We start from the raw sequence: 18,728 nt of genomic DNA on the forward strand, positions 1-18,728 counted from the left end.
CCCGCGGCCCGAGCGGCCCGTCAGCCCGTCTCGAATAGGGACTGGGAACAAGAGCGGGAAACATCGCCGTCAGCGCAGGTCGCGGTCGATGAGTGCGTCTGGCACTTGTTCGCGGCGGCGGCTCGTGCGGCCGGGCCAGTACTGGATGGGCCACGGCTGCTCGCTGCGCCCGAGATCGATCGCGGCGTTGAGGGTCCAGTAGGGGTCGACGAGATGCCCGCGGGCGATGAGGCAGATGTCGGCCCTGCCGGCCATGAGCACGGTGTTGACGTCATCGATGCTGGAGATGGCACCCACTGCCATCGTCGGGATGCCGACCGCGTTGCGGATCGCCTCGGCAAACGGCGTCTGATACAGGCGCCCATACGCCGGCTCGCCGTCGGTATCAACCTGACCGGTCGAGACGTCGATGATGTCCACGCCGCAGTCCTTTGCCATGTGACTCAGCTCGATGGCCTCGGAGCGGCTGAACCCGCCCTCCACCCAGTCGGTGGCCGAGATCCGCACCGACAACGGCTTGGCGCGGGGCCAGGCCTCCCGCACCGCTTCGATGACACGCAGCGGGAACCGCGCCCGATTGTCGAGCGTGCCGCCGTGGTCGTCGCCGCGCTGGTTCGTCGCTGGCGACAGGAACGACGACAGGAGGTAGCCGTGCGCAGCATGGACTTCCACCAAGTCGAAGTCGGCGTCGGCTGCTCGATGGGTTGCAGCCACGAAGTCGTCGAGTACGGCGTCCATCTGCTCATACGACATCTCCGCTGGCATCTGGCTGCCGCCGCGGTACCGCAGCGGAGAGGCTGACACCAGCGGCCAGTTGCCGGAATCGAGCGGTACGTCTTCGCCCTCCCATGGCACCTTTGTTGAACCCTTGCGTCCCGCGTGGCCGATCTGAAGGCCGATCTTGGCTTCGGTGAAGGTGTGCACGAACCTGGTTATCCCGGCCCAGGCCTCGGCTTGGGGGGTGTTCCAGATCCCGGTGCATCCAGGCGTGATGCGGGCCTCGGGCGACGTGCAGGTCATCTCGGTCATCACCAGAGCGGCGCCTCCGACGGCGCGGCTGCCCAGGTGCACCTTGTGCCAGTCGTTCGGCATGCCATCGACAGCGCTGTACTGCGCCATCGGCGACACGCCAATGCGGTTTCCGAACGTCACGTCACGCAGCGCGAACGGGTAGAAGATCGGCGGTGTGTCCGGCGTCGACGGCCGGGCGGAGGGCGGCTGCTGGGATGCGAACCAGTGCAAGGTCTCGTCGAGGTAGCCGGCGTCCCGCTCGCGCAGGTTGTCGTAAGTGACCCGCTGCGACCTCGTGAACAGCGAGAAGGCAAACTGCTCGAAGGGACGCTGGCGGTGGTGGTCGACGTGTGCGAACCAGTCCTCGCTGGTCGCCGCGGCCCGCTGCAAGCTCTCGATCTGTGGCCGTCGCTCCGCCTCGAAGTTCTTGAGCGCTGTGGACACATCGCCGGCTGCGGCCATGGCGTCGGCGAGTGCGATGGCGTCTTCCAGCGCCATCTTGGTGCCGCTGCCGACCGAATAGTGAGCCGTGTGGGCGGCGTCGCCCAGCAGCACGACGTTGTTCACCACCCACGACTCGCACGAGATTCGGGGGAAGCTGATCCATCTCGAGTTGTTGCCGATGAGCGGGCGTCCGCCGAGGTGGCGGGCGAAGAGCCGGCTGCACCACCCCATGGCATGTTGGTCAGATTCGCCAGGGGCCAACCCGGCGTCGTGGCCGCCGAGCTGTGCCCGGTTCCAGGTTGCTTCGGCCATCTCGACGATGAACGTCGAACGCGTGTCGTTGTAGGGATAGATGTGCGCCTGCACGGCGCTGTGTCCAATGTCTTCGAAGACAGTGTCTTCGAAGATGAAGGTGAAGCGGTCGAAGGGCGCGTCGGTTGCTGTCCAGATGTACTTCGCCGATCCGTAGCTGATCGTGGGCCGCAGCTGGGCCGCGTAGCGGGCGCGGGTGCCGCTGTTGACGCCATCGCCGGCAACCACGAGGTCGACGTCGTCTCCTAAGGCGTCGACGTCAGCCTCGGTTTCAAACTCGACGGACACGCCGAGCTCGGTCGCCCGGCAGGTCAGGATCTCGAGTAGGCGCACCCGAGAAATCGCGGCGAAGCCGTGACCGTCGGAGGAGATGGTCCGGCCGCAGTAGCGGACATCCATCGCACCCCAATGGCGGAACTCCGATTCGATTGCTGCAATGGCATCTGGGTCGGACTCGGCAATGTTGGCCAAGGTCTCGTCGGAGAACACCACGCCGAACCCGAACGTGTCGCCACGGCGGTTGCGCTCGTACACGGTGATGTCATGGTTCGGATCCTGCTGCTTCATCAGGATGCTGAAGAACAGGCTGGCCGGGCCTCCGCCGATGCACGCGATCTTCATCGGGGTGTCCGCTCCCGGTTCGTCGACATTCGTCGGATCGGTTCAAGCGAGGCCACAGTTGCCACATCAACTGCTTTCGGGCACAACATCAGCGCATACGAATTCGACGCATTTGGGAAATTGCCGGAATTTTGCGATAGTCAAAAGAGTAGTATAGTTCTGACGATGCTCGACATCGCCGCCAACCGCCGGGGCGAGCCTGGTCGATTGAATCGCAGCGGGGCCACGGTATGAGTACGGCCGTGGTCACTGGCGGCACACGCGGCATCGGTCGAGCCGTCGGCCTGCGGCTCGCCGCTGCTGGCCACGATGTCACCGCGCTGGCGACGTCGGAGGCCGCGGAGCCGCTGCCGGGCATCGCGGCCCGCATCTGCGACGTGACCGATGAAGAGCAGGTGGCCTCGACATTCTCCGACATCGGCCCGGTCGACATCCTCATCAACAACGCCGGCATCTCGTCGTCGAATCGGCTGGGGCGAACCACGCTCGCACAGTGGAATCACAGCCTGGCCGTCAACGCGACCGGGGTGTTCCTGTGCACCCGAGCGATCATCGACCCGATGCTGGAGCGTGGCGCTGGCCGGATCGTGACCGTTGCGTCGACCGCTGGCGTCGAGGGCGACAAGTACATCGCCGCCTATTCAGCGTCCAAGCACGCCGTCATGGGCCTGATGCGGGTCGTTGCGGCTGAGGCTGCGGGAACCGGTGTCACGGCCAACACGGTGTGCCCGACCTTCGTCCGCACCGAGATGACCGTTGCCACCATCGCGAACATCGCGAAAAGGACCGGCAAGAACCTCGCGGATGCCGAGGCGGCACTCGCCAAGGCCACACCCCATGGACGAATCATCGAAATTGTCGAGGTGGTCGACGCAGTGATGGCGCTCGTGGAGTCAGACCGCAACGGTCAAGAGATCGTGCTCGACGGAGCGCCGACATGACGTTCCGCGCATCTGCTGGGTTCACCGACGACTGGGAGCACTTCGACGTCTCTGTGGATGACCGGGTCGCCACGATCACGCTCCAGCGCCCGGAAACGCTCAACTCGCTCACCTTCGATGTGTACGCCGACCTGCGCGACCTGTTCCGGGAAGCGCCGCTGCGCGGCGACATCGACGCCATCGTCACCACCGGTCAGGGACGGGGCTTCTGCTCTGGCGGCGACGTCGACGAGATCATCGGCGAATTGGTGAGGTTCGATCCCGCCCGCCTGCTCGAGTTCACTCACATGACCGGTGCAGTCGTTCAGAACATGCGCGAGTGCGCGATCCCGATCATTGCGGCCGTCAACGGCACTGCCGCCGGGGCCGGCGCGGTGATCGCGCTGGCGTCGGACTTCCGCATCTGTGTGCGGGGGGCTACGTTCCGCTTCCTGTTCACCAAGGTCGGCCTCTCCGGAGGCGACATGGGCTCGGCCTACCTGCTGCCCCGGCTGGTCGGCCACGGCCGCGCCACCGAGATCCTCATGTTCGGCGATCCTGTCTCTGCTGCCGATGCAGTTGAGATCGGGCTGGCGAACAAGGTGGTCGATCCCGACGACCTGCTCGAGGAGTGCACGGCGCTCGCCCGCCGGCTCGCAGACGGACCGAGGCTCGCCTACCGGGCCACGAAGCTGCTGATCAGCCGCGAGGCCGACATGAGCCTCGCTGCAGCGATCGAGTTCGAAGCCATGACCCAGGCGCTGCTGATGCGCACCGAGGATCATGCCGAGTTCCACCGTGCGTTCGGGGCCTCGGAAACGCCGAACTGGAAGGGACGATGACATGACCACACCACACCGGCTGATCAGCCCGGATTCCATGGCGTCGTCCCCCGGCTTCGCCCACGCCGTCGTCCCCGCGGACGGGCGAACCGTGTACATCGCCGGGCAGATTTCTTCTGACCCGACCGGAGCCGTCGTCGGGGACACATTCGCCGAGCAGTACGACGTGGCGCTGGGCAACGTCGTCGAGGCGCTGGCACACGCCGGTGGCGAACCCCACCACATCGTGTCGCTCGTCGTGTATGCAACCGACGTGCAGGCGTACCGCGACGACCGCCGCGGCGTGGGCGGCGCCCATCGCAAGCACCTGGACCGTCACTTCCCGGCCATGGCAGTGCTCGGCACCACCGCCCTGTTCGAGCCCGACGCCCTGGTCGAGATCATCGCTACAGCGGTCATTCCCAGCTAAGCGAGACACGAGCCGTGCCGCGGACCGCTGAGGAGACGACACCTAGGGTCAACAGATGAGCCAATCGCCGGATGGCTGGGACTTCTGGGTCGACCGTGGGGGCACATTCACCGACGTCGTGGCCCGCCGTCCCGACGGCAGCCTGATCACGCACAAGCTGCTGAGCGAGGACTCGCGCCGCTACGACGACGCTGCCACCACTGCCATTGCCGACTTGCTCGGCGTGCCGCGGGGCGAACCGCTGCCACCCGAGCGGATCAGGTCCGTGAAGATGGGCACCACGGTCGCCACTAATGCACTCCTGCAACGGCGTGGCGTGCCGACGCTGTTCGTGACGACCGCAGGGTTCGGCGACGTGCTGCGCATTGGGTACCAGACCCGCCCGCACCTGTTCAAGCTCGACATCGTCCTGCCCGAGATGCTCTACGCCGAGGTGCTTGAGGTCTCTGAGCGCATCGCTGCGGACGGCACGGTGCTGCGACAGTTGGACCTGCCCACTGCCGTCGTGGGCATGGCTGCGGCACGTGAGCGCGGCATGACTGCAGTCGCGATCGTGCTGGTACACGGCTACCGCTATCCCGACCACGAGGCGACCTTGGCCGCCGCGGCCCGCGAGATCGGCTTCGAGCAGGTCTCGGTCAGTCACGAGGTGGACCCGCTCGTCAAGATCGTCCCCCGCGGCGACACCACCGTCGCGGACGCCTACCTGTCCCCGATCCTGCGCAGCTACGTCGACGCTGTGGCGTCGAGAATTGGAAACAGCGACGCTGTGGCGTCGGCGGAGGGTCCGCAGCTGCAGTTCATGCAGTCGAATGGCGGCCTGGCCGATGCCCGGCGATTCACCGGCCGCGATGCGCTGCTGTCGGGACCAGCCGGCGGTGTCGTAGGCATGGCGCGCACCGCCGGGGCGGCGGGCTTCTCCCAGCTCATCGGCTTCGACATGGGCGGCACGTCAACCGACGTCTCGCACTTTGCCGGCGAGTTTGAGCGGGCCAACGAGACCGAGGTGGCGGGCATCCGCGTGCGCACTCCCATCATCGACATGCACACGGTGGCGGCCGGAGGCGGGTCGCTGCTCACCTTCGACGGCAGCCGCTTGCGTGTCGGTCCCGAATCGGCCGGCGCCGACCCCGGACCGGCGAGCTACGGCAACGGCGGCCCGCTTGCCCTCACCGACGCCAACGTCACCCTGGGCGTGATCCGGCCCGAGTTCTTCCCGTCGCTGTTCGGCCCCGACGGGACGCAGCCGCTCGACGTCGCTGCCGCCGCCGATGGCATTGCCGAACTGGCCGATCGCATCGCGCAGGCCACCGGCGTGCAGCGCATCGCTGCCGAGGTGGCCTTCGGGTACGGCGAGATCGCGGCGGAGAACATGTCCAACGCGATCCGCAAGATCAGCACCGAGCGGGGCCACGACATCACCGCCTACACGCTGGTCTGCTTCGGCGGTGCCGGCGGCCAGCACGCCTGCCGGGTGGCAGACCGGCTCGGCATCACCACGATCCTCATCCATCCCCACGCTGGGGTGCTGTCCGCGCTGGGCATCGGGCTGGCTGACGTCACCGAGTTGCGCGCTGAACCGATCGAGGCCCCGCTAGACAGCGAGCTCATCGACGCGCTGCATCGGCGGCTCGCCGCAGCCAGCCCGACCGCAGTCGAGGCCGTGGCCGCTGCGGGGGTGTCGCAGGACCGCATTGATGTCACCGGGCGTCTGGCAGTTCGCTACCGCGGTTCTGACACGACGCTCGAAGTGCTTCTGGGCTCAGCCGACGAGGTAGCGAGCGAATTCGCAGCAGCACACCGGTCGAGGTTCGGGTTCAGCGCACCAGATCAGGCGTTGGTGGTTGACGCACTGCACATCGAAGCCCGCGGCCAGGCAGTCGACCCGCCACCGGCGACTCCGCCCGAGGGTGACCGTGAGGCGCTGTTGGCCACGCACCCCACCTACATGAGCACGGAAGCCCCGCCGGGCTGCGCTCAGTACGACACACCCTTCTGGGACCGCACCGCGCTGGTACCCGGCGCGCTCATGGCTGGCCCCGCGGTCATTGTCGAACCGAACGCCACCACCGTGATCGAACCGGGCTGGCAGGGCACGATCACCGACCGCGGCGATCTCGTGCTCGAACGTGTCGTGGCTCGACCGTCACGGGTCGCGATCGGCACCAGCGTCGATCCGGTGCAGCTGGAGATCTTCAACAACCTGTTCATGAACATTGCCGAGCAGATGGGCGTGGTGCTCGAGCACACGGCGGTATCGGTGAACATCAAGGAGCGGCGCGACTTCAGCTGCGCGCTCTTCGACACCGCCGGCCAGCTCGTCGCCAACGCGCCGCACCTGCCGGTGCACCTGGGCTCGATGAGCGAGTCCATCCACACGGTCATCACCCAGAACCCGACGATGTCGCCCGGTGACGTGTACGTCCTGAACAACCCGTACAACGGCGGCACCCACCTGCCCGACGTGACCGTCGTGCGGCCCGTGTTCGATGCCTCAGGCACGGATCGGATCTTCTACGTGGCCTCCCGCGGCCACCATGCCGACATCGGCGGCTGCGTGCCCGGTTCGGCGCCCGCCGACTCGACCACCATCGACGAGGAAGGGCTCGTCCTCGACAACCTCCAGATCGTGGCCGGGGGCCGCTTTCTCGAAGAGCAGGTCCGCGACGTACTCGCCAGCGGCCCGTGGCCGGCCCGCAACCCCGATCAGAACATCGCCGACCTGCGAGCCCAGGTCGCCGCCTGCGAGCGCGGCGCCGCCGAGCTGGCTCGCATCGTCGACTACTACGGGCTCGAGGTCGTGCACGCCTATATGAGCCATGTCGCCGACAACGCCGAAGAAATGGTGCGGCGGGTGATCGACGCTCTAGGCAATAGCAACTATCGGGGCAGCTATCAGCTCGAACTCGATGACGGCAGCGTCATCTGCGTTCGCATCTCGGTGGATCGCTCGGCGCGGGGAGCCGTCGTCGACTTCACCGGGACCAGCGGGCAGCACCCTGGCAACTTCAATGCACCCACGGCGGTCTGCCGGTCGGCGGTGTTGTACGTGTTCCGCTGCATGGTCGACGACGCCATTCCGCTCAATGCTGGCTGCCTGCGGCCTTTGGAACTCGTCGTGCCCGATCCTTCGATGCTGTCGCCGCACTCACCTGCAGCGGTCATCGCCGGCAACGTCGAGACCTCCCAGCAGATCACCGACGCGCTGTTCGGCGCCCTGGGCGTGGTGGCGGCCTCGCAGGGCACGATGAACAACTTCATCTGGGGCAATGCGGAGCACCAGTACTACGAGACGATCTGCGGGGGAGCCGGCGCGACAGCTCGCCGACCCGGCGCCGACGCGGTGCATACGCACATGACCAACACCCGCCTCACCGACCCTGAGATCCTCGAACAGCGCCACCCGGTGCTGCTGGAGCGGTTCGAGGTGCGGCGGGGCTCGGGCGGCGCTGGGACGAACCGGGGCGGCGACGGCGTGGTGCGCCGGATGCGCTTCGGCGAGGCAATGACCGTGAACCTGCTCAGCTCGCGCCGGCGGATCGAGCCGTTCGGTGTCGCCGGCGGCCGGCCCGGCGCCCTCGGCCGGAATCTGCTGGAGCGATCCGATGGCGCCGTGACTGAGCTGGCTGGGTGCGCCCGCACCGAAGTTGCCGCGGGCGATGTCATTGAGATCCACACACCGGGCGGCGGGGGCTACGGCCCACCTCCGCTTGGGAGCAAACGCTGACAAATGCAAGGGTGAGAGCGATGAGTGACGAACTGCTGACGCCCGAACGGGCGGATTTGGTCGCCCGGATGGCGGAACTGGGTCCTGCGTTTGGCGAGCGTGCCCCAGAACACGATCGCGACGCCAGCTTCCCGCATCGCAACTGGGACGACCTGGCCGAAGCCGGGTTCTTGGGCCTGTGCGTCCCGAAGTCCGCCGGCGGCCTCGGCGCGGACTTCGTGGGCTACGCGCTGGTGGCCGAGGAGATGGGACGGCACTGCGCAACGACCGCGCTGACGTTCAACATGCATACCGCGACGGCGCTGCTGGCCGGACCGATTGCGGAATCGCTGCTCGCCGGCCCCAACGGCCGCGCGTTGGATCCCGACGGGCGGATGACTGCCCACCTCGAAGCGAATCGGCCGCAGTTGTGGCACGGCATGATCCACGACGGCACCATCCACTCCCAGCCCTTCTCCGAGGGACAGGCACCGGGGGCTCGCGCAGGTTTCAGCACCATTGCTGTGGTGACCGACGGCGGCTATGTGGTGACCGGCCGCAAGATCTTCGCCTCGCTGAGCGGCGCGGCACACCGGCACAACGTGCTCGCCGTGGTGGAGGGCGATCCCCACCTTCGCCTGCTGGGCGTGCCTGCCGACTCCGACGGTGTCGAGATCGTGGGCGACTGGGATCCGCTGGGGATGCGCGGCACAGACTCGCGCACGCTGCTGATGGACAACGTGTTCGTGCCGGCTGCGAATGAGGTGCTGCCGCCCGGGATGTTCAACGCGATGGTGTCGCGCTTCCCACAGTTCTACATGAGCCTTTCGTTCAGCTACCTGGGGCTGATGCGAGCCATCTTGGACACGACGCGGACGTACTTGCGCGGCGAGTCCGGTGTGAAGGCGTCTCGGGATCACCCCATCAAGCAGACCGGCTGGGCGCAGCTGCAGCTCATCTACGACCGGGCGCAGGCGATGACGTATCGCGTGCTCGGCGAGATCTGCGCGGACCCCGATCCGCAGCAGCTGCGCCGTGCCCAGGTGGCGACGATCACCACGATGGAGAGCGCCCCCGAGATGGCGTCGCTGGCGCTGCGCACCTGCGGCGGCCGGTCGTTGCTGCGACCGGGCAGGCTCGAACAGCACTACCGAGATGCCCGCTGCGGCGCCACGATGCTGCCGTGGAGTACCGAGGAACTGCTCGTACGGCTCGGCCGCAACGGCCTCTACGACACCGACGGCAATGACCCTGACCCGGCCTGACCACCCGGCCTGACCACTCAGCGGGACGTCGCTGCGTCCGGATCGCTGACACCGGACTGTAACGATGGCGTCGGAACGTCAATCTGCCGCAACGACTCTGTCTATGTGATGAGCCACTCGAAGATGCGTCATGCATCGAAGCCGATGTCTGGCCGACTGCTGGTCGTGCTGCTCGTCGCGGGGCTGTTTGCGGCCGCTTGCACCAGCGACTCCGCCGATGCTCCGGCCGGAGATTCCGCTGCGCTCACAACGAGCCCGTCGACGGCAACCGACGGTGACCAGCCTGACGCGCCCACCAGCGAAGACCCTGGCGCCGAGCCGTCGAGCGACGCCGATGTTGCCCCGGACGACGACACGCCGGACGGCCAAGACGCGCCGGACGACGACACGCCGGACGGCCAAGACGCGCCGGACGACGAAACCTCCGGCGTCGATGACGGAAACAGCGCCGACGGGGATGGCGACGGACCCAAGACCGGCTCACAGACCGCTGCGCTGGAGCGGTTCAACGACTGTGGCGCTGTGCTCGGCTATGTCCATGCGAACGCGGCAGGAGTCGTTGGCCCGTGGGGTCTCGGCGACGACTTCGGCCTCGAAGGGGATGTCATCGAGGAAGGCGCGATTGTCGCTGACTCTGCAGCATCGGGTGACGTCGCGTCGTTGCAGGCGGGCGTCGACTACAGCACCTCCAACGTGCAGGAAGCGGGCATCGACGAGCCTGACGTGATCAAGACCGACGGTGAGCGGATCATCGTCGCCACACAGAACCGGGTCCAGATCGTCGACGTGACTGGGCCGGAACCGTCGCTGGCAGCCACGCTCGATCTCGACGACTTGTGGGGCTGGAGACTGCTGCTGCACGGCGATCGAGTGCTCGCGTTCGCAACGCGATGGGACGTCATCGTTCCCTTCGAGGTGTCCGATAACGACGGCACGACAGATGTCATCGAACCGGAACCCGGCTGGGGACCCACGACCGAGATCGTCGAGATCGACTTGGCTCAGGCAGTTCCTGCGGTCGCGCGACGGCTGAGCATCGAAGGCAACTACGTCAGCGCTCGCATGACCGACGGCGTGGTCCGCATTGTCACGAGTTTGCGGCCGCGTGCTATCGGTTGGACCGTTCCGGAGGCGGCTGGCATAGCCGCTGAGGAGCAGGCAACCGAGGCAAACCGGGAGATCATCGCCAGCACCACGGTCGATCACTGGCTACCGCACTACGCATTGAGCGATGCCGCGGGCACAACCGTCGACGGGGGACGCCTCGTCGATTGCGACCGCGTCTGGGCTCCCACTCACTACTCAGGCCCGGGCACGCTGAGCGTCACCACCATCGACATCGCTGCAGACGGCCTGGCGGCATCGTTGGACACCACGTCGATCATGTCGGACGGCAGCACCGTGTACGCCTCGCCGGAGCACCTGTACGTGACGACGACCCGATGGTTCAACTGGCATACCCAACCAGAGGGTCCCGATGACGGCACGCTCGCCGAGTCCGAGATCCACATGTTCGACACAGGCGATGCGCTCTCGAGCCCCTACGTGGGGTCGGCGACGGTGACCGGCACCGTGCTGAACCAGTACTCGATGTCCTCCCACGAGGGCCACCTGAGGATCGCGACCACGACGATCCCGCCGTGGCGCTTCGAGGGTGGGCCCGACTCTGAGAGCCTCGTGACGGTGTTCGCCGTTGACGCCGGCGGCCTGTCCCAAGTCGGTCAGATCGGCGGGCTCGGCGTCGGCGAGCGGATCTTTGCGGTGCGGTACCTGGGTGACATCGCTGCGGTGGTGACATTCCGCCAGACGGATCCACTGTACATCATCGACCTGGCTGATCCAGCTTCGCCGACGGTGCGGGGCGAACTCAAGATTCACGGCTATTCGGCCTATCTGCATCCGGTCGGCGCCGACCGGTTGCTCGGCGTCGGCCAGGACGCCGACGAAGAAGGCCGAACTCTCGGCACCCAGGTGTCGCTGTTCGATATTTCTGATTTGGATCGACCCGAACGCATCGCCCAGTGGACAGCGCCGGGTGGCCGCAGCCAGGTGGAGTTCGATGCGCTCGCGTTCCTGTACTGGCCCCCAACCGGTCTCGCGGTGCTGCCCATGAACCAGTACCCGAGCGACGAGAACGAAGGTGATCCTCCGTTCCTCGGTGCCGTGGCGCTCACAACCGTTGACGACGAGCTGTCTGAATTCGGCCGCTTCAGTCATGCGGACCCGCCGCTGCGCAAGTGCCGCGAATCCCGAGAGATCACGGTCCGCCCCGACGGCACTGAGGAAGTCGGCTCCTTCGAACGCTATTGCTGGTACGACGTCGACTACGAGGCGCGAGTTGCCGGGAGCGCAGTGATCGCTGGCCGGCTGTACCTCGCATCGAACAAGGCGCTCGAATCAATCGAGCTGGGATCAACCGAGCGCATCTCGCTGCTGCGGTGGGCTAACTGAGTGCGAATTCCTGGCGCGATCGGGTCGATTATGGGCCATAGTGATGCCATGGGTCACAGTGATGCCACCGATGGGGCTGATCACGCCGCGAAGCGGCAGATAGTCGTCTGGGATGGCGCGCCAAAGCTGGCTAATCCGCTTCTGCTGGTGGCCTTCGAGGGCTGGTTCGACGCCGGTGAGTGCGCCACTGGCGCGCTGTCGTGGATCCGCGACCGCAGCGAAGCCCGGCGCGTCTGCCACATCGACCCAGAAGAATTCTTCGACTTCCAGGAAAGCCGACCCCACATCGAGATCACGTCCACCGGAGAGCGCCATATCCGCTGGCCGGAGATCGAGTGCCATGTGGTGCCGGCTGCCCCGCCGCACGATCTCGTGCTCCTGTCGGGCATCGAGCCGCGCATGCGCTGGCGCACGTTCTGCACCGGTGTCGTAGAGATTGCCAGCGAGCTGGGTTGCGAGATGGTGGTGACGCTCGGGGCGATGGTCGCGGGCGTGGCGCATTCGCGGACCGCGTCGGTGAAGGGCAGTGCGGCCAATGCCGAGCTGGCCGCCCGGCTGGGTCTGGACCGGCCGACCTACCAAGGTCCAACCGGCATCATCGGCACGCTGCATGACGTGCTCGACCAGGCGTCGCTGCCGGTGGTGTCGCTGCGCGTGGGAGTGCCGCACTATGTGGCCGGGCCGCCGAACCCGAAGGGCACGAGAGCGCTGCTGGCCCATGTGGAGACGGTCACCGGCGTGAAGACTGGCTACAGCGAACTGGACTCCAGCGTGCAGGCTTGGGAGCAGCGGGTCAACGAGGCAGTGGCGCGTGACCCGGAGATCGTGTCGTACATCCAGCAGCTGGAAGCCGAAGCGGATCGCACCGCCGAAGAAAACCTGCCCAGCGGCGACGATCTGGCACAGGAGTTCCAGAGGTTCCTGGCCGAGCAGCGCCAGTCGGGGCCCAGCGATGGCGACAGCGACTCCGACGAGGCGGGCTGAGCGGCACACGCCCAGGTTGCACGGGAAAAAGAACGGCGTCGGGCGCCAACCGCCGCCGTAGGGTTCTGCCATGGGCGGCAGCACGTTCGGGGAGCGTTTCGCGGTCACCACCTTCGGCGAATCCCATGGCGGAGCGCTGGGAGTGATCATCGACGGCTGCCCCGCGCGCATTGAGCTGAACGAAGCCGATGTGCAGGTCGATCTGGATCGCCGCCGTCCCGGCCAGAGCCGCCTGGTCACCCAGCGCGATGAAGCCGACAGGGTCACGATCCACTCGGGTGTCTTCGAGGGCCTGACGCTGGGGACGCCGATCGGCATGACGGTGGCGAACACCGATGCCCGGCCGGGTGCCTATGCGGACATGGCAGCCGTGTACCGGCCCAGCCACGCCGACTTCACCACCGAGGCCAAGTACGGAATCCGCAATTGGCAGGGGGGCGGTCGGGCTTCTGCTCGCGAGACTGTCGGCCGGGTGGCGGCAGGCGCCGTCGCCCGCAGGATTCTCTCGACGGTCGGCACCGAGGTGCTGGGCTGGGTCAGCTCGGTGCGCGACATCAACGCCGACGTTGATCCCGCGGCGCTGATGCGTGACGACGTCGAGGCCGACCCGACCCGATGCCCCGATCCCGCCGCTGCGGTCCGGATGACCGAGGCCATCGAGGCGGCCCGGCGCGACGGCGACTCGCTGGGAGGCGTCGTGGCCTGTGTGGCGCGTGGGGTTCCGGCTGGGCTGGGAGAGCCCGTGTTTGACAAGCTCGACGCCGAGCTGACCGGCGCGGTGATGTCACTGCCGGCGGCGAAGGGCGTCGAGATCGGCAGCGGCTTCGCCGGGACGCTGATGACCGGACGCCAGCACAACGATGAATTCGCACCGGGGCCCGAGGGGCGACCGGTCACCGTCACCAATCGCAGCGGCGGCATCCAGGGCGGCATCAGCAACGGGGCCGACATCGTGCTGCGCGTCGCCTTCAAGCCCACCGCCACCATCGCGAGCGAGCAGAAGACCGTGACCAGCGCCGGTGAGCCCACGGTGCTGGCGGCTCGGGGCCGCCACGATCCGTGCGTGCTGCCCCGGGCCGTGCCGATGGTGGAGGCGATGGTCTGCCTCGTGCTGGCCGACCACCTGTTGCGACAGCAGACAACCCAGCTGGCACCCGGACCCGCAGCACAGACGCAGGGCTGATGGGCTCGTCCTGATGGACAGTCTGCAAATTGCGCTCGTGGCTGGTGCGGGCGTGGTGGCCGGCGTGGTGAACGCCATGGCGGGCGGCGGGTCGTTGTTGACCGTGAGCCTGCTGACGGTGGTGGGAGACCTCGGCGGGTTGGTCGCGAACGGCACGAATCGCATCGGCGTCCTGACTCAGAACGTGGCTTCCGTGGCCGGTTTCCGCCGTGAAGGCGTATCGGGTCTGCGCCGAGCCGTGCCGGTGCTCGTACCGAGCCTGGTCGGCTCCTTGATTGGTGCATACGCGGTCTCGAACCTGCTCAGCGACACGGCATTCGAGCGCATCTTCGGAATCCTGATGGTGCCGTTGCTCATCCTGAGCTTGCGTCCACCGAAGGCGCGTGGCGACAACATCGTGTGGCCGAGGGCGCTGACTGTTGTGGTGTTCTTCGCGATCGGCCTGTACGGCGGCGCATTCCAGGTGGGCGTCGGCCTCATCTTGGTGCTTGCGCTTTCGCACGCCGGTCTGGACCTGGTGAATGCCAACGCGGTCAAGGTGGTGGTGATCGCCGTGCTGACTGCCGTGGCGGTTCCGGTGTTCATCCTGAACGACCAGGTGCACTGGGGTTTCGCCGTCATCGTTGCCGTGGGCTTCGCTGTCGGCGGCTGGCTGGGCGCCCGCTTGGCCGTACGCGGCGGGGAGCGGGTGATCCGCCCGGTCCTCGTCGTGGCCGTCGTCGGTCTGGCCGGCCGCATGCTCGGGCTCTATTGAGCCCGACGTTGAACGCAGGGGGCTCTATTGAGCCCGAGGTCCCCCACAGGGGCCTCTATTGGGCCCCGGCCGCGCTTCGCCGCGTAGTGTCGCCCCGTGATCTTCGACTTGGACGCTGACCGAGTTCGCAACCGCCCGGGAATCAAGTGGGGCCGGCAGGGTCCTGACGTACTGGCGGCCTGGGTGGCCGACATGGATTTGGAGCTGCCCGACGTTGTGCTGGACGCCGTCAAGGCACGCATCGACACCGGCGGGCTGGGCTACGACTTCTACGACAAGCCCATCCCGGTGCTCGACGTGTTTGCGAAGCGCATGGGCGAGGCGTTCGGCTGGCAGGTCGAGGGGGCCGACACGGTGCGCGTGCACGACGTCATCCAGGGTCTCGAGCTGGCGATCACCTACTGCACGAAACCAGGTGACGGGATCATCTTCCAGACCCCGGCCTACCCGCCGTTCTTCTCTAGCGTGGAGGGACACGGGCGCCGGGTGGTGCCTGACCCGCTGATCTGCGATGACGACGGCTGGCATCTCGACCTCAACCACTTGGAATCAGCGGCGAACGCCCCCGATGTGACCGCAGTCATCCTGTGCCAGCCCCACAACCCGTGCGGCATGGTGCTCGACGCCGACGACATTGCCGCCGTGGTCGATATTGCCGAACGTCACGACCTGGTCGTGATCTCTGACGAGATCCACTGCGATCTGGTGTATGCGCCGAGACGCCACATTCCGGTGGCGTCGGTCAGCGAGCTGGCGTCTGAGCGAACGGTGACCGTGACGGCGGCCACCAAGTCCTTCAATATGGCGGGACTGCGGATGGCGTTCTTGCATTCGGCGTCATCGCGCTACGGCCCGGTGGTAACGGGCATCCCGAAGCGGCTCATCGGCGGCATCGGGATTCTGGGCCAAGTGGCCACGGTGGCCGGCTGGACCGAGGCGCTCGACTGGCTCGACGAGTTGGTCGCCGGTCTTGACCGCAACCGCCACCTGCTGGCGGATCTGCTGGCTGAGCGCCTGCCGGAAGTCCGCTACCGCCCACCCGACGCCACCTACCTGGCTTGGTTCGACTGCACCGAACTCGGGCTCGGCGACGATCCGTCCGCGGTGTTCCTGGACAAGGGCGGGGTGTACCTGAACTCGGGCCTGGACTTCGGACCCGGAGGCACAGGCCACGTGCGCCTCAACTTCGCCACCTCGCCAGCGATGCTCGACGAGGCCACCGCTCGCATGGCCAAGGCCATCGGCCGCTAGGGCACTCAGTCGCTCGGCCTTTCAGGCTTCGGCGATCTGCTCTGACTCGCCCCTACGAGCTTGGTGGCGCAGCACGAGCGGGTATCCGACGATGGCGACGAGGGCGAAGCTGAACCACTGCAGCGCGTAGCCCAAGTGGGGACCGGCGTCGAGCTCCGGCGTTGGCAGTGGCACGGGCGAGATGCCGCAGCAATCTGGGTTGAGTTCGATCATCGATCCGCCGGGCCGTGCAGCACTGGTCACCTCGACATAGACAGGTACGAGATCCAGCGTGGTCTGGCGGCTGATGCGCTCCACATCGACGCGAGCAAGCGTGGTGAGCTCACCTTCGGCAGGATCGGCCGGTCCGAGCAAGCCTCGTTGCTGGCTCGTGCGGATCCGGCCGGTGATCTCCGCAGGCTCAGTGAGCCGAAAGATCACGAATTCGCGGGACTCCGTCTCATCGCCGCTCACGATCGCGCACCCACGCTGGGGTAGCCAGCCCGCGACCACGAGCACGCCGAACTGCTCGACGCTGTCGCTGGATGTTGCGGCTGCGGGCACGGCGAGGTGGCAGCCGGGCAAGCCGTCGAGGCTGCGGTTGCGGATCAGCACTGCTTCGTGCCAGTCGAAGCGGACCACTGGAAGGGCCACCGATCGGTACTGCAGTGCTTCCGTGAGGCCGGCGTCGAGCACCGCTTCGAAGAACCGGTCGGCATCCAGGGGGCGCATGTCCTCGCGCTCGGAGATCGCAGCGTTGCGGTCACGCACTTCGCCGTGGCGACTGAGCTGCCAGAAACCGGCGACCAGGAAGATCACCAGCAGCACGCCGGCGAGCGCGTGCCCTGCCAGCCAGAGTGGCGTGCGCGCAAAGCGGTACGAATCTCGCATCTGCCCTCCACAAGTCATGCGACTATGGGCGAAACCGGACACGCGTCGAAGCTATCGACGCCATGCCGGAGGTTGCCGCCACCGTGCTTGCTACACCAGACCGCTTCTCCGAGATCGATGTTTCAGACTGGCTGATTGTCGGGGATGAGACCCTCGGTACGAAACCCAAGAGGTGGTTACAACACCCCGATACGGGCGAACGCTGGTTGATGAAGTACGTCACTGACAATCGCAACGCGGACGGTTCCAAGTACCCAAAAGGTGATGATTGGTCCGAGCGCGTGGCGAATGGCGTCGCTTTGCGTCTCGAGATTCCTGCGGCGCGCACCGAGCTCTTGCCGCAACCTGTGATTGGCGGTGATCGGTTTGCCTACACGGTCGACGCCGTCCAGCAGGCTCTCGATGGTGTGGAACCTCCCTCAGAAGTGACGCAAGGGTTCACCGCTTGGGAAGTCTTCGTCGGCTACCTCTTGCTCGATGCTGTGATTGGGAACACTGATCGACACGAGGAAAACTGGGCGGTCATTGCGAGTCCTACTGGTCGGCGGCTTGCTTCGACGTTCGATCACGCATCGTCACTGGGCTTCTTGCTGGCGGATGAGCGACGCCGACAGCACCTTGAGACTACGGACCAGGCGTTCACGCCCGAGGCGTATGCAGATCGTGCCAAGTCCAAGTTCGCTGGCAAACCCCATCCGGTCGACGTTGTTACGGCAGCACTCGCACGATGTGGCCCTGCCGTCAGCAACTACTGGCTGAATCGGTGCAGCGATGTTGACAACCTCATCGAGCCCATCTGGCTGGTTCCGCAACACCGGATGTCAGAAACGACGCGGCAGTTCGCGGAACGCGTCCTGCGGCGCAATTGCGCTCGATTGCTGGAAGGCTTCGCTAGGTTCGTATAACACCCCACGCATACCGTGAGAGCCATGTCCCGAGAGCGAGAGCGTCGCTTGTACGCCGCTTGGCAGAATCCGGAGGGTCTGATCCGGCCTGTCAGGGTGCTCACCCGCCGCGACACGGGCGACAGCGAGGCCTACCGTTTCGTTTACGTGAAGGCTGCCGAGCAATTCGACGGATTCCACGGCCTTCCGGGACTACCCGATCTGCACACCGTCTACGAGAGCGGGCAGCTCTTCCCTGTCTTTCGCAATCGGCTGATGCCAAGGCGGCGGCCCGACTACGAGGATTTTGTTCAGCGGCTGAACCTTGATGTCGAAACGGACCCTTTCGAAGTGCTGATTCGTAGCGAGGGGTGGAAAGCGACAGACCGCGTCGAGGTATTTGCACATCCCGAGAAGACCAGCGATGGTGTACTTACCACGCTGTTTTTTTGCGCGGCATCCGGCATCTTGACGGCGCTTCGGAAGCAGTCTGCGAGGTTCAGTCCGGTGATGCGCTGGAGCTTGTGGATGAGCCGACGAACCCCGTGAACCAGCGGGCGATCCTCGTCAGCACTCGTACAGGGCACCAAGTCGGATGGGTGCCCGATTGTCTGGTTGACACATTTCACGAGCTTCGGGAACACGACGGGTGCGTTGGGGTGACAGCTGAGCATGTCAACCCTGAGAGCGCTCCATCGCACATGCGACTGTTGTGCCGGCTGCGAGCGCCGTGGCCTGATGGCTACGAACCCCTCACTGGGCCCGATTATCAGCCCATGGCCGCCTGAAACGACGACGGGCAGGACTCCGCGAGTCACTCG

15 protein-coding genes are annotated in these 18,728 nt (G+C 66.4%); 13 read left to right on the plus strand and 2 right to left on the minus strand.

The features are described from left to right. Positions 1 to 69: 69 nt before the first annotated feature. Positions 70 to 2,388, minus strand: coding sequence for an FAD-dependent monooxygenase (locus tag ACOQPH_RS15815; protein WP_420622287.1), 2,319 nt, complete (start codon positions 2,386 to 2,388; stop codon positions 70 to 72). A 230-nt stretch (positions 2,389 to 2,618) separates the two neighbouring features. On the opposite strand from ACOQPH_RS15815, the gene ACOQPH_RS15820 reads away from it, so the two are divergent. The 10 genes from ACOQPH_RS15820 to ACOQPH_RS15865 all read left to right on the plus strand — a co-directional run bounded on the left by ACOQPH_RS15820 (position 2,619) and on the right by ACOQPH_RS15865 (position 16,153). After that, on the plus strand, positions 2,619 to 3,329 hold the full coding sequence (locus ACOQPH_RS15820) for an SDR family NAD(P)-dependent oxidoreductase (RefSeq protein ID WP_420622288.1): 711 nt from the start codon (positions 2,619 to 2,621) through the stop codon (positions 3,327 to 3,329). Next, on the plus strand, positions 3,326 to 4,150 hold the full coding sequence (locus ACOQPH_RS15825) for an enoyl-CoA hydratase family protein (protein WP_420622289.1): 825 nt from the start codon (positions 3,326 to 3,328) through the stop codon (positions 4,148 to 4,150). The genes ACOQPH_RS15820 and ACOQPH_RS15825 overlap by 4 nt, the downstream gene beginning before the upstream one ends. A 1-nt stretch (position 4,151) precedes the next feature. Then, the gene (locus ACOQPH_RS15830) at positions 4,152 to 4,559 is read left to right on the plus strand and encodes a RidA family protein (RefSeq protein WP_420622290.1); all 408 of its coding nucleotides are present in this window, start codon (positions 4,152 to 4,154) and stop codon (positions 4,557 to 4,559) included. A 55-nt stretch (positions 4,560 to 4,614) separates the two neighbouring features. Continuing rightward, on the plus strand, positions 4,615 to 8,286 hold the full coding sequence (locus tag ACOQPH_RS15835; protein WP_420622291.1) for a hydantoinase B/oxoprolinase family protein: 3,672 nt from the start codon (positions 4,615 to 4,617) through the stop codon (positions 8,284 to 8,286). Between the two features lie 20 nt (positions 8,287 to 8,306). Further along, positions 8,307 to 9,530 carry an acyl-CoA dehydrogenase family protein gene (locus ACOQPH_RS15840; protein WP_420622292.1) on the plus strand — a complete coding sequence of 408 codons (1,224 nt, stop codon included), beginning with the start codon at positions 8,307 to 8,309 and terminating at the stop codon, positions 9,528 to 9,530. Positions 9,531 to 9,674: 144 nt separating this feature from the next. Next, positions 9,675 to 11,981, plus strand: coding sequence for a beta-propeller domain-containing protein (locus tag ACOQPH_RS15845; protein ID WP_420622293.1), 2,307 nt, complete (start codon positions 9,675 to 9,677; stop codon positions 11,979 to 11,981). A 48-nt stretch (positions 11,982 to 12,029) separates the two neighbouring features. Then, positions 12,030 to 12,965: a PAC2 family protein gene (locus tag ACOQPH_RS15850; RefSeq protein ID WP_420622294.1), complete on the plus strand. Its 936-nt coding sequence runs from the start codon at positions 12,030 to 12,032 to the stop codon at positions 12,963 to 12,965. 70 nt (positions 12,966 to 13,035) lie between these two features. Continuing rightward, positions 13,036 to 14,148: a chorismate synthase gene (gene aroC / locus ACOQPH_RS15855; protein ID WP_420622295.1), complete on the plus strand. Its 1,113-nt coding sequence runs from the start codon at positions 13,036 to 13,038 to the stop codon at positions 14,146 to 14,148. A gap of 13 nt (positions 14,149 to 14,161) precedes the next feature. Beyond that, entirely contained in the window at positions 14,162 to 14,902 is a 741-nt protein-coding gene (locus ACOQPH_RS15860; RefSeq protein WP_420622296.1) for a sulfite exporter TauE/SafE family protein, read from the plus strand. A 96-nt stretch (positions 14,903 to 14,998) separates the two neighbouring features. Beyond that, complete coding sequence (locus ACOQPH_RS15865) at positions 14,999 to 16,153, plus strand: MalY/PatB family protein (RefSeq protein ID WP_420622297.1); 1,155 nt, start codon at positions 14,999 to 15,001, stop codon at positions 16,151 to 16,153. 21 nt (positions 16,154 to 16,174) lie between these two features. On the opposite strand, the gene ACOQPH_RS15870 is transcribed toward ACOQPH_RS15865, so the two are convergent. Beyond that, a complete protein-coding gene (locus ACOQPH_RS15870) occupies positions 16,175 to 17,023 on the minus strand; it encodes an SURF1 family protein (RefSeq protein ID WP_420622298.1) in 849 nt (282 codons plus the stop codon). Between the two features lie 62 nt (positions 17,024 to 17,085). On the opposite strand from ACOQPH_RS15870, the gene ACOQPH_RS15875 reads away from it, so the two are divergent. From ACOQPH_RS15875 to ACOQPH_RS15885, 3 genes are read left to right on the plus strand one after another with little or no spacing between them, the layout of a single operon-like run. After that, on the plus strand, positions 17,086 to 17,928 hold the full coding sequence (locus ACOQPH_RS15875; RefSeq protein ID WP_420622299.1) for a hypothetical protein: 843 nt from the start codon (positions 17,086 to 17,088) through the stop codon (positions 17,926 to 17,928). A 24-nt stretch (positions 17,929 to 17,952) separates the two neighbouring features. Next, complete coding sequence (locus ACOQPH_RS15880) at positions 17,953 to 18,456, plus strand: hypothetical protein (RefSeq protein ID WP_420624392.1); 504 nt, start codon at positions 17,953 to 17,955, stop codon at positions 18,454 to 18,456. After that, entirely contained in the window at positions 18,357 to 18,695 is a 339-nt protein-coding gene (locus tag ACOQPH_RS15885; RefSeq protein WP_420622300.1) for an HIRAN domain-containing protein, read from the plus strand. Before ACOQPH_RS15880 ends, ACOQPH_RS15885 begins: the two co-directional genes overlap by 100 nt. The last annotated feature ends 33 nt before the right edge of the window (positions 18,696 to 18,728 follow it).

Origin of the sequence: Candidatus Poriferisodalis sp. (genome assembly GCF_965221945.1) — a bacterium.
Lineage (GTDB): Bacteria > Actinomycetota > Acidimicrobiia > Acidimicrobiales > Poriferisodalaceae > Poriferisodalis.

Excerpts from the sequence above, each read along its gene's own strand:
- ACOQPH_RS15850 (WP_420622294.1), top strand. The coding sequence starts at position 12,030 with ATGGGTCACAGTGATGCCACCGATGGGGCTGATCACGCCGCGAAGCGG.
- ACOQPH_RS15820 (WP_420622288.1), top strand. The coding sequence starts at position 2,619 with ATGAGTACGGCCGTGGTCACTGGCGGCACACGCGGCATCGGTCGAGCC.
- ACOQPH_RS15840 (WP_420622292.1), top strand. The coding sequence starts at position 8,307 with ATGAGTGACGAACTGCTGACGCCCGAACGGGCGGATTTGGTCGCCCGG.
- ACOQPH_RS15845 (WP_420622293.1), top strand. The coding sequence starts at position 9,675 with ATGTCTGGCCGACTGCTGGTCGTGCTGCTCGTCGCGGGGCTGTTTGCG.
- ACOQPH_RS15860 (WP_420622296.1), top strand. The coding sequence starts at position 14,162 with ATGGACAGTCTGCAAATTGCGCTCGTGGCTGGTGCGGGCGTGGTGGCC.
- ACOQPH_RS15835 (WP_420622291.1), top strand. The coding sequence starts at position 4,615 with ATGAGCCAATCGCCGGATGGCTGGGACTTCTGGGTCGACCGTGGGGGC.
- ACOQPH_RS15830 (WP_420622290.1), top strand. The coding sequence starts at position 4,152 with ATGACCACACCACACCGGCTGATCAGCCCGGATTCCATGGCGTCGTCC.
- ACOQPH_RS15880 (WP_420624392.1), top strand. The coding sequence starts at position 17,953 with ATGTCCCGAGAGCGAGAGCGTCGCTTGTACGCCGCTTGGCAGAATCCG.
- ACOQPH_RS15870 (WP_420622298.1), bottom strand. The coding sequence starts at position 17,023 with ATGCGAGATTCGTACCGCTTTGCGCGCACGCCACTCTGGCTGGCAGGG.
- aroC (WP_420622295.1), top strand. The coding sequence starts at position 13,036 with ATGGGCGGCAGCACGTTCGGGGAGCGTTTCGCGGTCACCACCTTCGGC.
- ACOQPH_RS15815 (WP_420622287.1), bottom strand. The coding sequence starts at position 2,388 with ATGAAGATCGCGTGCATCGGCGGAGGCCCGGCCAGCCTGTTCTTCAGC.
- ACOQPH_RS15875 (WP_420622299.1), top strand. The coding sequence starts at position 17,086 with ATGCCGGAGGTTGCCGCCACCGTGCTTGCTACACCAGACCGCTTCTCC.
- ACOQPH_RS15825 (WP_420622289.1), top strand. The coding sequence starts at position 3,326 with ATGACGTTCCGCGCATCTGCTGGGTTCACCGACGACTGGGAGCACTTC.